15 protein-coding genes are annotated in these 13,071 nt (G+C 34.9%); 10 read left to right on the top strand and 5 right to left on the bottom strand.

Translation table 11 applies throughout. The features are described 5' to 3' along the window. Nucleotides 1–3 precede the first annotated feature (3 nt). Nucleotides 4–666: a restriction endonuclease subunit S gene (locus DMB92_RS09305; protein WP_142681066.1), complete on the top strand. Its 663-nt coding sequence runs from the start codon at nt 4–6 to the stop codon at nt 664–666. Nucleotides 667–712: 46 nt separating this feature from the next. Then, a complete protein-coding gene (locus DMB92_RS09310; protein ID WP_260604676.1) occupies nt 713–1,228 on the top strand; it encodes a restriction endonuclease subunit S in 516 nt (171 codons plus the stop codon). A gap of 95 nt (nt 1,229–1,323) precedes the next feature. Here DMB92_RS09310 and DMB92_RS00410 read toward each other — a convergent pair whose 3' ends face one another. The 5 genes from DMB92_RS00410 to DMB92_RS00430 all read right to left on the bottom strand — a co-directional run bounded on the left by DMB92_RS00410 (nt 1,324) and on the right by DMB92_RS00430 (nt 6,143). Continuing rightward, on the bottom strand, nt 1,324–1,782 hold the full coding sequence (locus tag DMB92_RS00410) for a DMT family transporter (RefSeq protein ID WP_142681068.1): 459 nt from the start codon (nt 1,780–1,782) through the stop codon (nt 1,324–1,326). 23 nt (nt 1,783–1,805) lie between these two features. Further along, entirely contained in the window at nt 1,806–2,669 is an 864-nt protein-coding gene (locus DMB92_RS00415) for an alpha/beta fold hydrolase (protein WP_142681069.1), read from the bottom strand. A gap of 139 nt (nt 2,670–2,808) precedes the next feature. Further along, on the bottom strand, nt 2,809–4,311 hold the full coding sequence (locus DMB92_RS00420) for a P-loop NTPase fold protein (RefSeq protein ID WP_142681070.1): 1,503 nt from the start codon (nt 4,309–4,311) through the stop codon (nt 2,809–2,811). A 290-nt stretch (nt 4,312–4,601) separates the two neighbouring features. Further along, complete coding sequence (locus DMB92_RS00425; RefSeq protein WP_142681071.1) at nt 4,602–5,465, bottom strand: hypothetical protein; 864 nt, start codon at nt 5,463–5,465, stop codon at nt 4,602–4,604. Between the two features lie 42 nt (nt 5,466–5,507). Continuing rightward, entirely contained in the window at nt 5,508–6,143 is a 636-nt protein-coding gene (locus tag DMB92_RS00430) for an SDR family oxidoreductase (protein ID WP_142681072.1), read from the bottom strand. A 264-nt stretch (nt 6,144–6,407) separates the two neighbouring features. On the opposite strand from DMB92_RS00430, the gene rrpB reads away from it, so the two are divergent. From rrpB to DMB92_RS00470, 8 genes are all read left to right on the top strand, one after another. Continuing rightward, nucleotides 6,408–6,758: a MarR family transcription factor RrpB gene (gene rrpB, locus DMB92_RS00435; protein WP_142681073.1), complete on the top strand. Its 351-nt coding sequence runs from the start codon at nt 6,408–6,410 to the stop codon at nt 6,756–6,758. Between the two features lie 296 nt (nt 6,759–7,054). Continuing rightward, nucleotides 7,055–7,750: a sugar O-acetyltransferase gene (locus DMB92_RS00440; RefSeq protein WP_142681074.1), complete on the top strand. Its 696-nt coding sequence runs from the start codon at nt 7,055–7,057 to the stop codon at nt 7,748–7,750. 3 nt (nt 7,751–7,753) lie between these two features. Continuing rightward, a complete protein-coding gene (locus DMB92_RS00445; RefSeq protein ID WP_142681075.1) occupies nt 7,754–8,206 on the top strand; it encodes a cyclophilin-like fold protein in 453 nt (150 codons plus the stop codon). Nucleotides 8,207–8,208: 2 nt separating this feature from the next. Further along, entirely contained in the window at nt 8,209–8,784 is a 576-nt protein-coding gene (locus DMB92_RS00450) for an NAD(P)H-dependent oxidoreductase (protein ID WP_142681076.1), read from the top strand. Between the two features lie 142 nt (nt 8,785–8,926). After that, nucleotides 8,927–9,676 (top strand): glycosyltransferase family 25 protein, encoded by a 750-nt coding sequence (locus DMB92_RS00455; RefSeq protein ID WP_142681077.1) that lies wholly within the window; start codon nt 8,927–8,929, stop codon nt 9,674–9,676. A 1-nt stretch (nt 9,677) separates the two neighbouring features. Next, the gene (ribD, locus tag DMB92_RS00460; RefSeq protein WP_142681078.1) at nt 9,678–10,706 is read left to right on the top strand and encodes a bifunctional diaminohydroxyphosphoribosylaminopyrimidine deaminase/5-amino-6-(5-phosphoribosylamino)uracil reductase RibD; all 1,029 of its coding nucleotides are present in this window, start codon (nt 9,678–9,680) and stop codon (nt 10,704–10,706) included. Then, on the top strand, nt 10,707–11,186 hold the full coding sequence (locus DMB92_RS00465; protein ID WP_142681079.1) for a hypothetical protein: 480 nt from the start codon (nt 10,707–10,709) through the stop codon (nt 11,184–11,186). A gap of 166 nt (nt 11,187–11,352) precedes the next feature. Further along, nucleotides 11,353–13,059, top strand: a complete 1,707-nt coding sequence (locus DMB92_RS00470) for a flagellin (RefSeq protein WP_142681080.1) — start codon at nt 11,353–11,355, stop codon at nt 13,057–13,059. The last annotated feature ends 12 nt before the right edge of the window (nt 13,060–13,071 follow it).

Genomic DNA, 13,071 nt, shown 5'->3' on the forward strand with positions numbered 1-13,071 from the left:
CGTTTGGAAAAGCTAGAAGCTAAATTTAAGGCAAACGGGGGCGAATTTAGGGAGTTTTGTTTAGATGAGTTGTTTATCTCATCAAATGGAGATTCTGATATTCAGCAAAGACATATTAATTCAAAAGGCGAGCTAGTCGTAAGTTCTGGCGAAAATGAAATGGGGATTATAGGCAGAAGCGATGTAAAGGCTAAAATTTTCGAAGCAAATACCTTAACTATCGATATGTTTGGGAATGTATTTTATAGAAATCACAGCTATAAAATGGTTACTCACGCAAGGGTATTTTCTCTTAAATTTAAAAATCCAAATTTTACAGCCAAAGCTATGCTTTATGTTTGCACTTTGATGAAGTGGTTTAAGCTTAAATTTTCTTACTCAAATATGGCAAGTTGGAAAAAGGTAAAAGATTTAACTATATTTTTACCCACTCAAAAGGGCAAAATCGCCTTTGAATTTATGGAAGATTATATAGCGGAGCTGCAAGCGGAGCGTGTGCGGGAGCTGCAAGCTTATCTCGCCGCCGCTGGGCTAAGTGATTATAAGCTTACTAAAGAAGAAAAAGAAGCTTTAAATAGCTTTGAAAGGCTGACAAACGAGAGAGAGAGAGAGAGAGAGAGAGAGACAAGAAGCAAACTTAAATTTAGCTTATACAACGCCGCCTAGTCTAAAAGCTAGTGAGCTTAAATTTAAGGAGTTTAAAATAGGGGATTTGTTTGAGGTAAAACCTACAAAGGCTTACAAATTAACAAATATTGATTTGTTTGAAAAAGGCGGTAAATACCCTATCGTTACAAATTCAAGTCTAAATAATGGAGTAAGTGGATATACAAATTTAAAACCAACAGAAAAAGCTAATATGATAACTTATAGCGATACCACCACCTCTGAGGGTATTTTTTATCAACCACGAGACTTTGTAGGTTATTCTCATGTGCAAGGACTTTACCCCTTGCAAGATATAAATTTATGGAATGAAACAAGTTTACTTTATTTTGTAGTGGCGTTTAGAAAGTCTGCTTTTGGAAGATTTAGTTATGCTGATAAATTTAATAGAAAAATCGCAAGCCAAATGAAGGTAATTTTACCCACCCAAAACAGCCAAATCGCCTTTGAATTTATACAAAATTTTATAAAAGCGATTGAAAAAGAGACTATTAAAGAAGTAGTGCTTTTTAGCCAAAGAGAATTAAAAGCCTATGAAGAGGCTATTAAAAAAGAGTCTTAGGGCTAAATTTAGCTAGGCTTTTTTATGCTTTAAATTAAAGGCTTTAAGATTAAGTTCTAGCTAAATTTAACCCTTTAAGAAAGCAAATTTAAAAGCTAAGATCTTGAAAAAAGATCTTTAGCATAAAAGATCAAAAGCGATACCAAAAGCAAGCAAAGCCCTAGGATTTTTTCAAAAGAAATGCTTTTTGCTTCGCCAAAAATGCCAAAGCTATCAAGCAAAAAGCTTGTTAAAAGCTGTCCCACAAGTGCTAGGATAAACATATTTGCAAAGCCTATTTTAGGAGCTAGTAAAATGGTCGCAAAAAGGAAAAAAGCCCCTAAAATTCCGCCCAAAAATTTCCACCACTCCTGCGAAGCAAGCTCTTTAAAAAGACTTAAGTTTAAATCTCCCTTAAAAAGAGCCACGCTTCCTATACAAAAAGCACCGATAAAAAGCGAGATAAAGCCTGCCACAAGGGCTGTTGAGTTTAAGCTTTTAGCAAGGCTAGCATTAACGCCTGCTTGAAAAGTAATCGCAACGCCCATTAAAAAAGCTATCAAATAATAAATCATTTTCTTTCCTTAAAAACAAATTTTTATCTTTGCAAAAAGGGCTTTATGTTCGCCCAAACGGCGTCAAAATTTGCGTTAAATGCTGGGTGCGGTGCATTTGCGATAACTGCTAGGCTCGCATTTGGTATCATTTTATGAGCTGCAAGCACGCTATCAAGCGGAGCGTTAGCGTCATTTTCGCCCACTATAAGCAAAACAGGGCATTTTATGGTGCTAAAAAGCTCCTTTGAAACCTTAAGTTCGCTATAAAATTTAAAATACTCATCAAAATACTTTTGAAGATCATCAGGGCTTTCTGGACTTAATTCAAGCTTGTTTTTCATAAATTTAGCATCCATTTTAGCCCAAGTTTCAAGCTTAACTGGCGGGATTTTTCTAAGATTTGGGCTGATTAGCTCTCCAGCACCTATGGCTATGATTTTTTTGACAGATTTTGGATACATACTAGCAAGTTTATAAGCTGTATAAGCGCCATCGCTAAAGCCAAGCACTATGGCAGGCTTTTTGCTCACTTTTTTTAAAACTGCAAGTGCGTCCTTTGCCTTTTGCTCATAGCTTAAAGGCTCTTTGCCGATAGGAGATTTGCCATGAGCGCGGGTTGAAAGGGCGATAACTTGGTAATTTTTAGAAAGCTCATCGATCAAACGCCCCATTTCATAAGTACTTCCAACGCCTCCGCCGTGCAAAACAAGCACCACCTCGCCCTTACCATAAAGCTCATAATAAAGCTTCGTATCGCCCACATCGACATAGCTACCTGCTTTTTCGTTATTTCCGTAAGGAATTTTACTTGTTATGTCGCTGTCTTGCTGCATAAAATACCTTGCCTCACCAGCATTTGCAAGGCTAAAAATAGCCAAAAAGAGCATGAATTTAACAAAGTTCATTTTTGATCCTTTAATTTTTTTTGAAACTATAATAAAGCTTTTGCAAAAAGTCAATACAGAAAATAAAGTAAGATACTCACCAAAAGTGAAGTGAAAATGCCTTAAATTTAGGCTTAGAAATTTGCTAAATTCTAATTATTTAAGATGAAGAGTTAATTTGTGAAAAATATTCCACGAGTTTATTTTTAGGCATTTCAATATTTAGTTTTTCAAATGCAAATTTTAACGGATAATAAAAAGTATCTTCGCTAATCCAAAAATACTCTGTTTCACCTTTAATATTTCTTGTTTCATAAGCTTCATCGCACCATTGATTAAATAAGGCTAATACTTCTTCTTTATGCTCTTTTATTGCCAAATCTAATGCAAAGCTTTTTATTTTTTTATAAAAAAGGCGAACTTTTTCTTCATCAAAGGCATAATCTAGTATCCTATATCCAAACATATATGGAATGCTTTTGATATCATTTCTATGTTTTAAAAAGAAGCTTATCGAGGCTTCTTTGAGTGTGGTTTTTTTATCCCATTCTTTGATATATTCTGTGTGAAACATAGTATCATCGATAATTTTTTTAACAAAATTTTGTAGAAAAATACATTTTCGTGGTGATGATATATCTAAAAAACCGGTTTTTTGCATAAACTCAAAGTCATTTTTTAAATAAGGTAGTAAATATTTTAATAATTCACTATACATTGAAGTATCTGGAGAGGTCAAGATTGAAACTTGTGTTCCATCGTCTTTGTCAAAATATTCTTTTTTAAGTCCAAAATGATAAGCATAAGCAATGGGATAAAGTATATAATTGTAGATTTTTTTAAATTCTTCTGACGGATATTTTTCTAGAGAAAAATTTTTTAAAAGCCTTTGGTAGGTGTGATTTGCTTTGTTTAATTCTCTTAGATTTATATAATTACGATCTTTATCTTGTGTTTGATGATTTTCTAAGAGTTTATCTATATTTATAATATCAGGAAAATATTTATAGGCATCAAAATTTTTATCTAATTTTGGATCTAAAATAGAAAATTGCTCTATTGTAGATGGAGAAAATTTGATTTGAAAGTCAAAGACCTTTTCTTTGTATTTTCCAAATACTTCTTTATTTTGGCTATTTTTAAAGAGCTCATCTTCATTGTAGATTACTATTACAGAGCATTCTTTATTTTCTTTAAGCTCGCAGATCAAACCCAAAATATCTTGCACAGGGATTTTATCTGATAATCTTTCAAAATCATCTATACAAACAATGGTATTGCTCATATCTTTTATTTTGAGAAATTCAAATAACAAATCCAAATCTATATTTTTTCCAAATAAATTAGATATTCCTTTTATAAGCTTTCTTATGATATTTGTCTTTTTATTTTCTATCGTCAAAAACTGAGACACCAAATCCTTAATAATCTCATTTTCATCTTTTTTTCCAAAAACTGAAGTATAAATGGGATTTTTCTTAAATTCCTTTTTTAAAAGTGGTACTATTTCATTTTTGTAAAAATGACTTTTTCCAACACCCCATTTTCCATTGATCGCAATAGCAATGGGCTTAGTCTCATTTTCCTTAAAAAGCTCTTTAATTTTTTCCTTGCATCGCTTTCTATCAACACTAACATACTCTGCATAATCAAGCTCATTCATATTACACTCCTTATTATTTTATCAGGTGCTTTGAGAGCTTTTCAAAGATAGAGCCTTTGCTTTTGTTATTTAAATTTGCTTGTTTTATTTTTTCTAAGATAGTGTTAAAAGTAGTTTGCGAGTTCATTATAAAGCCTTATTTTTAAAAATATGGCAAAAATTATATCAAAATAAAACTTTATAAATTTATATATGATTAAAAACAATTTTTATATTTTTACTTCTAAATTTAAACTATATAGGGCATTTGTAAAATTTCTTTGATCTTTTTAGAGGCTTACGCCTCTTTTTTATTTAAAAAGTGCGCCAGCACTCATTTGAAGATAGTTTTCGCCTGCGTAGTCTTTAAATTCTTTTTTCATCAAAGAAATGAAAGTTTCAGCATTTTTGCTTTTTGCTATAAGCTCTTTAGCCTTTTTAAGATAAGCTATTTTCTCACTTAAAGCCTCTTGTCCTTCTGGCGTGTGATGAGCCGATAAAATAAGTTCAAAACCTGCTTTTTGATACGCTTCAAGCTTGCTTATAAGAGCATTAATTTGCTCCTTGCTTACTAAGATAGAATGCACCTTTTGTCCTAGCATATGCGTATAAACGGCGTTAAGAGCTGGAATTTTAATGTCAAACACATCATTATCAGCCACGATGTCAAATTCGACTCCTTCGATGAGGTTTTTTCCAAATTCTAGGTTTTGATTTACCTCAAGCATTTTATCCCCACCTTGAAAATCTGCTCCAAAGCTCTTTACAAGCCCGTCAGTTATAGCTTTCACGCTCCCACTTTCAATAGCCTTTTTAGCATCCTTTGTCGCATAAATTTTAACACCCTTGACATAGTCTTTTCCGGTAGCGTGATTTGCCACTAAAACCGCTTTTAAAGGCTTTTTAAGTGCCTTTGTATAGTCTTGCCATTCATCAAGATTTTTTGTAAATGAGGGCATTTCAATGGCTATCAAAGCTTTAGAAGTTTCGATGATATAAGCTTCATCGCTTAGTGCGTCCTTGGTGTTGTAAGCATGAAGCTTAAGCCCAGCTTTTTCATAAATTTGCACCTCGCCAACTTTTAGCGTTTTTTGTGTGAAATCTGCCCCAAAAACAGCACTGCTTAAAGCACCAACAAGTGCCAAAGAGCTGAAAATATGTTTAAAATTTTTCATTTTTTATCCTTTTTATTTTAGATAGAGGCTTTACGCCTCTTTTTAAGCTTCTTCGCCTACCATGCTTAAGCGTTCTTTTTTATGTCCGCCTTTAAAAGCAAGCTCAACCAAAGCCAAAGCGTAATCCGCATAGCTTCCCTTACTCTCACCCTTTGAATTTACAAAGAATTCTTCGCCTCCAAGGCTGTATTTTCCACTTCTAGGAGCTTCATAGATAAAATCAGCTGGCGGACAAAGATAAGTCCAGTCAAAATCTTGCCCTCTTAAAAATTCTAAAACCTCAGCTGTAGCCTTTGCCACGCCCATATACTCAGCTGGAAATTCAGGCAAATCCATAAGCTGTGTTTTATGCTCTTTGTCCATATATAAAGATCCAGCACCGCCTACTACGATGAGCTTAGTATTATTTAGCTCCTTAAAAAGCTTTGCTAAATGCTCGATATGTTTTTTATGAAAGCTCAAATCCTCCCACACGCCAAAGGCATCAACAACCACATCAAAGCCCTTTAAATCAGCACTTTCAAGATCAAATATATCTTTTTTGATAAGCTCTGCCTTGCTATCTACCCTTTGGCTTGCCCCTCTTACAAAGGCACTTACTTTCGCGCCCTTTGCCAAGGCTTCTTTAACGATAAGGCTTCCTGATCTGCCGTTTGCACCTAAAACTGCTATTTTCATGATATTTTCCTTTAAAAATGAATTTAAAATCAAGCTTTTTTATCGCAAGCTAAATTTTATGAACGCAATTTTAAATGATAAAATTATAAAAATCAAGTAGGGAGTTTAAAATAATATAGTTAGTTTTTTAGAACTATTATGTAAAAATAGCCTTTAAAAAGGTATAAAAAATTTTGAAATTTTTAAAATTAGCTCTTAAATTTAAGGTAAATTCTAAGAAAAAATTGCTAGAATTATCCAAAAAATTTAAAAAAAGGAAAGAAAATGAAAAAAGATCCTTATTATTCTCCTTGTCCTGTGGAAACTGCTTTAAATTTAGTGGGAAATAAATGGAAACTTCTCATCATCTCCAAGCTTTTAGAAGATAGAAAAAGATTTGGCGAGCTGAGAAAGGAGCTTATGGCGACGAAAAATCAAAGCATTTCGCAAAATGTGCTCACACAAAATTTAAGAGAGCTTGAAAGTGCTAAGATCATCAAACGCAAGGTTTATGCTGAGGTGCCACCTAAGGTTGAATACAGCCTTACAGAGCTTGGACTTAGCCTTAAATTTGTGCTTGATAGCCTTCAAAGCTTTGGGCATGGCTATCAGCAAAGCTTAGTAAAAGCTGTTTGAGCCAAAGGCTAGGATTTGTGAAATTTATTTAAACGCTTAAAATTTTCACAACCTAGCTGATCGCCGAGCCTTTTTATAAATTTTCTTAGTCTAAATGCTCTTTTCTTGTAAGCTTAAAATTATTTTTTCTAAATTTTTAGCTCAGTTTAGCAAGATATTTGAACAATTAAAAATAAAATTTTAAATTTTTTGCATTTTACCCTTGACTTAGAGTTGCTCTCATTTTTTATAATTACACAAAACAAAGCTTGTTTTATATCGCAAGCTGTTTTTTAAATTTCAAAAAAGGATACAAAATGCCAAAAGAATTAGAGCTTAGGACTTTGGAAGCTGCAAGGTATATTTGTAGCACGCCCTCAAGTATAGGGCTTGATAAAAGCCACCCTAAATTTAAAAGCACGCCAGCGCCCACTAGCAACCGCGATATTTTCACGCGTGATTTAGAAGGCGAGCTTGTGGATATGAATGATGAGGATTTTCCTCAAATTTTTGATGTGATTAAAGAGACTTTAAAGCTTACTCACAAGCTAAATACAGGAGATCACAGCGAAGAAGAAGTGCGTGAAATTTTTAGCCAGATCATAGGCAAAAAGCTTGATAAAAGTTGTATGATATTGCCACCTTTTTATGTGGATTTTGGAAAAAATATAAAAATTGGCAAAAATTTCTTTATGAATCAAGCCTGCACCTTTATGGATAGAGGTGGCATAGAAATTGGCGATGATGTTTTTATCGCTCCAAAATGCAACCTCACAACGATAAATCACGATTTTAACCCCTACAAACGCCGTGCTACCTTTTGTAAGGGCATAAAGATAGGAAATCGCGTGTGGCTTGGCATAGGCGTTACCATTTGTCCGGGCGTTTGTATAGGAGATAATAGCATAGTGGCAGCAGGTAGTGTGGTAAGTAAAGATGTGCCACCAAATGTCATCGTAGCTGGCAATCCTGCTCGTATCATCAAGCATTTAGAGATCAATCATAAGGAGTAAAAAATGAAAAAAATCTTATTTTTAGGGCTTTTTATGGCTTTAATGAGCTTTTATTTAGAAGCTAAAAATTTAGACAAAGGAGAAAAAATGATCATTTCTTTAAGCTTTAAAACTGAGGCAGGAAATGCCGAAAAGATAGTGCTTGAGCTTGAGCAAAACGCTGCTGCAAAGAGCCTTTATGCCAAGCTTCCCTTAGAGCTTGAATTTAGCGATTATGTGGGCAAAGAAAAGATAAGTAAGCCTTTAAAAAGCCCTCTTGATATGAGTGGGATAAGGGGTTATGATCCTAGTGTTGGGGATTTTTTTTATTTTTCTCCTTGGGGGAATTTGGGGATATTTTATGAAAAACAGGGCTTTCATAGTGGTTTAGCCTTTCTTGGAAAGCTAAAAAGCGAGGATTTAGCTAAGATAAGAGCTTTTAAGAATGATTTTAAAATCACTATCAACAAGGAGTAAAAATGAAAAAAATCTTAAGTTTTATAGCCTTGCTCATGGCTTTGATAAGCTTAGCCTTTGGAGCGGAAAAAACGGACATTAAAACCTTGCTCATCGCTTCGCATCCTTATCCTGAAAGCTCGACTTTCATCAAGGCTTTAGAAGAAGCTGCTAGAAGCGTGGAGGGCGTGGAGGTAAGGAATTTAGAGCAAATTTATGGCTTTGATACAAGAGCAATTGACGGCGCAAAAGAGTATGAAATCACTAAAAAATACGACAGGATAGTGTTTTTGTTTCCTACGCATTGGTTTAATATCACGCCCATGATGAAAGCTTATTTAAATGAAACTTGGGGCAGTGTGGGACCCGGACTTTGGAAAGGTAAGCAAATGCTAGTGGTTTCTACTGCTGGTGGAGGGCGTTCAACTTATGGTAAAAACGGACGCATAGGCGTGGAGCTTAAAAATGTCTTTTTGCCTATGAAAGCAAGTGCTTTGCATTGTGAGATGACTTATCTTGAGCCTTTGGTTTTTGAGGGTGTGTCTTATTCAAGGATAGAAGAGTATAAAAAAGCTTTGATTGAAAGGCTAAAAAGGTAAATTTAGGTGCTTAAGATCCATAGGTATTCGTAAATATGCCTATTTGCTTTGTTTGTATTGCTTTTAAAGTCCCTTACTAGCAAGCAAAGGTTGTTGATTTATCATTTTGTGCCATACTTTGCATTTTAGATTAAGGATAAGAATGCATAAAGTTTTCATTATAAACCTTAAAAGAAGCTTAGATAGAAAAAAGGCTATGGAGGATAAAATTTCAAAGCTCTTAAAAGAAAGTCCTAAGCTTCAATCCTTGCTTGAATTTCATTTTTTTGAGGCTGTTGATGCGAAAAATGATGAGCATTTAGCCTTTGAAAAGCATTTTAAAAAGGCTTGTTTTTTTCAAGGAAGAGAGCTTTCTTTGGGCGAAAAGGGCTGTTTTGCAAGTCATTATAAGCTTTGGCAACTTTGTGTTGATTTAAATGAAAATTTGTTTATTTTAGAAGATGATATTTTTTTTACAAAGGACTTTGAACAAGGCATTTTAAGCATACTTGAAAGTGGTTTTGAGTATGTTAGGCTTTGTGCTTTGTTTGATAAAAAAAGCCTTAGTATTGATGAGCATTTTTATATCACTTATAAGAATTTTGGCGGAACTCAGGGTTATTTTCTTGCTCCAAGTGCGGCTTTGAAATTTATGCGTCATAGTAAAGACTTGATCGCTCCGGTCGATGATTATATGGATATGTTTTATATTAACGGGGTTTTAAATATTCTTTATAAGCCTTTTTTGATAGGTGTTGAGCCAGAAAATGAAAGCACGATTGATTCGCGTTTTAAAAAGCTTAAGGGTTTTGCTAAGCTTCGAAGAGAGCTTGTAAGGGTGTATTTTCAAGCTTTAAGGGCTTTTTGGCTTTTTTTGCACCCAAATACACTAAAAAATTTACAAAGATTGTAAAATGAACGATGAATTTTATATGTCCTTAGCACTCAATGAAGCTTGGAAATATCAGTTTTTAACCTATCCAAATCCAGCCGTTGGCTGTCTTATACTTGATAAAAATGAACGCATTTTAAGCTTGCAAGCTCATGAAAAAGCAGGCACGGCTCATGCTGAGTTAAATGCTATTTGCAAGGCGTTAAAAAGTTTAAATCCCACTTTGCAAATCCCACAAGAGCCAAATTTAGCCCATGATTTTGTGTGCAAGCACCACGCAAATTTGCTCAAAGACGCCACTGCTTTTGTAAGCCTAGAACCATGCAACCACCAAGGCAAAACCCCGCCTTGTGCAAGGCTTTTTACCGAGCTTCATTTTAAAAAAGTTATCATTTCTACAAGTGATACGAACAAGATAGCAAGCGGTGGGGCTTTGTTTTTAAAACAACATGGCATTGAGGTAAAAATGGGCGTTTTAGAACAAAGGGGCAAGGAGCTTTTAAAACCCTTTTTGAAGTGGCAAAATGGCAGTTTTAAGCTTTTTAAACTAGCCCTCAGTCTAAATGGCTCAGCACTTGGCAAGGAAGTAAGTAGCTTGGAAAGTAGAACCTATGCTCATAAGATCCGCTCAAAGCTTGATTTGCTCGTTATCGGTGGGCAAACTTTAAGGCAGGATAGACCCTTGCTTGATAGCCGTTTAGCAGGAGATAAAGCTCCTGATCTTTGCATATTATCGCATTTTTTGGATCAATTTAAGGATCAAGAAAGAGCTTTAAGCCTAGAAGAACTAAGTGTTTTTGATACAACGATCCCGCTTTTTAGCGTAAAAGAGCGAAAAATTTATGCTAAGATTCCAAAAAGTGCTAAATTTATCATGTTTGAGGGCGGAGCTTCGTTTTTGCAAGGCGTTAAAGATGAAATGGATGCTTTTTTGATCTTTTCAAACTCAAGGTTCAATAGCCTTGAAAATATCCGCTTAAATTTACATTTAAAGCCTTTATTTAAGGGCTTTTTAGGAGAAGATACTTATGGAATTTATGAAAGAGCTTAGATGAGTTTTGATCCCTTTTTTATGGATAAATTTTATGTTAAATTTGCCCGTGTTGAAAAGCTTAGGTGCAGTGAAAAAAGAGGCTTTTGTTTTTATACTCTTTTTGCAAATTTTAAACAAAAAGAGCATGAGTTTAGTTATATCAGCCGTTTGCAAGGTGTTTTTAGCGATCAAGATGAGCTTTTGATACTTGCAAAAAGGGGTAAAATTTTGCTTTTTAGGAATTTCACTAAAGGGCTTGATAATTTCAAAGAAGTGATACAAAAACAGCTTATAAATGCACTTTTGCCACTTTTAGCCATGCTTTGCTTTGCTTTTTTGTGCTTTAAAAATGGCTTTTTAGTGATAGATATAAGCCTTTTTTGTCTTTTTTGTTTGCTTTTTATCTTGTCAGGCTTTAGGCTTTTTATGCTTAAAAAACAGGTTCAAATTCTTTCAAATTTAAGCAAAGAAGAGCTTGAAAAAAGATTTTTATCTTAAAAATATAACAAATTTTGCTTTTTAACTTCCTTTCAAATACCTGAAAAAAGGCACTTTATAAAAAATGTAATTTTTTTTACAAAAAAGTATAAACTTTTTTTTTCTTCGTTCGATTTAGCTTGTAACAACGAAAGGAATTCGTTGATTTTACTTAAAAGGATTTAAAATGGGATGGCGTGTAAATACGAATGTCGCTGCGCTTAACGCAACAGCAAACACTCAACTTAACAGCAGAAGTTTGGATACTTCTTTGGAAAGACTTAGTTCAGGTCTTAGAATCAACTCAGCAAAAGATGACGCTTCTGGTCTTGCGATCGCAGATCAACTTAGAACTCAGGCTTCAACTTTAGGTCAAGCTATAAGCAATGGTAATGATGCAAACTCTTTGCTTCAAGTTGCTGATAAAGCTATGGACGAGCAAACTAAGATCCTTGACTTGATCAAGACTAAGGCTACTCAAGCTGCTCAAGATGGACAAAGCACAAAGACAAGAAACATGCTTCAAGCAGATATCAACCGTCTTATGGAAGAACTTGATACTATCGCAAATACAACTTCTTTCAACGGCAAGCAACTTCTTAGTGGTGGTTTTACAAACCAAGAGTTCCAAATGGGTGTAAACTCTAACCAGTCTGTAAAAGCGACTATCGGTTCGACTCAAAGCTCTAAGATCGGGGTTACTCGTTTTGAAACAGGTGGGCAAATCACAACTTCTGGTAATGCAAATTTAAGTATCTTAAACTACAATGGGGTTGAAGACTTTGATTTTGCTAGTGTGGCTATTTCTTATAGTATCAACACAGGTATAGGTGCTTTAGCAGAAGAAATCAACAGAGTAGCTGATAAAACAGGTGTTCGTGCAACTTACACAGTGCAAACAGTAGGACTTTATACAGTTGCAGCTGGTAGTACAAGCCAAGATTTTGCCATTAACGGCGTTACTATAGGTAGGATAGACTATCAAGATAGCGATAAAAATGGTGCTTTAGTTAATGCTATCAATGCTGTAAAAGATACTACAGGTGTTCAAGCTTCTTTGGATCAAAACAACAAGCTTGTTTTAAACTCAGCTGATGGTAGAGGTATAGTGATCACTGGTGGAAATATGGGTGCTGGCTCTGGTATTGCTGGTACAAAGATGATGAATAACTATGGTCGTTTAACCTTGATCAAAAACAGCGGACAAGATATCGTTGTCTCAGGTACAGGTTTTGGCTATGACGCAGCCTTCATTTCTCAAACCTCTGTATCTTTAAGAGAAAGTAAGGGGCTTCTTGATCTTGATAAAGCTGATGCTATGGGCTTTAATACCAATAGCAAGGGCAAGCTCACTATCACAGGATCCGTAGCTGCTTTCATGTCAGCTACTGGAAATGGTTTTACAGCTGGTTCAGGCTTTAGTGTGGGTAGTGGTGCGAACTACTCAGCTATCCTTGCTAATGCGGTTGCATTTATTAGTGGTGGTTATACACAGGCTTATACCGTATCTGCTGGTTCAGGCTTTTCTGCTGGTTCAGGACAATCTCAGTTTGCAGCGGTTAAGACTTTTGTATATGACGCAGCTGATCAAACTGCAGGGGTAACCACACTTAAGGGTGCTATGGCTGTTATGGATATAGCTGAAACAGCTATACTTAATCTTGATGTGATCCGTGCTGATATCGGTTCTGTGCAACAACAAATCGAAAAAACCATCAATAACCTTACAGTAACTCAGGTGAATGTCAAATCAGCTGAGTCAAACATAAGAGATGTTGACTTTGCAAGCGAGAGTGCAAACTACTCTAAGGCAAACATACTTGCTCAAAGTGGATCTTATGCTCTAGCACAAGCTAACGCTTCTCAACAAAATATCTTAAGACTACTTCAGTAGCTTTTGATAAAG

It is taken from the genome of Campylobacter sp. MIT 99-7217, from assembly GCF_006864365.1.
Classification (GTDB): domain Bacteria; phylum Campylobacterota; class Campylobacteria; order Campylobacterales; family Campylobacteraceae; genus Campylobacter_D.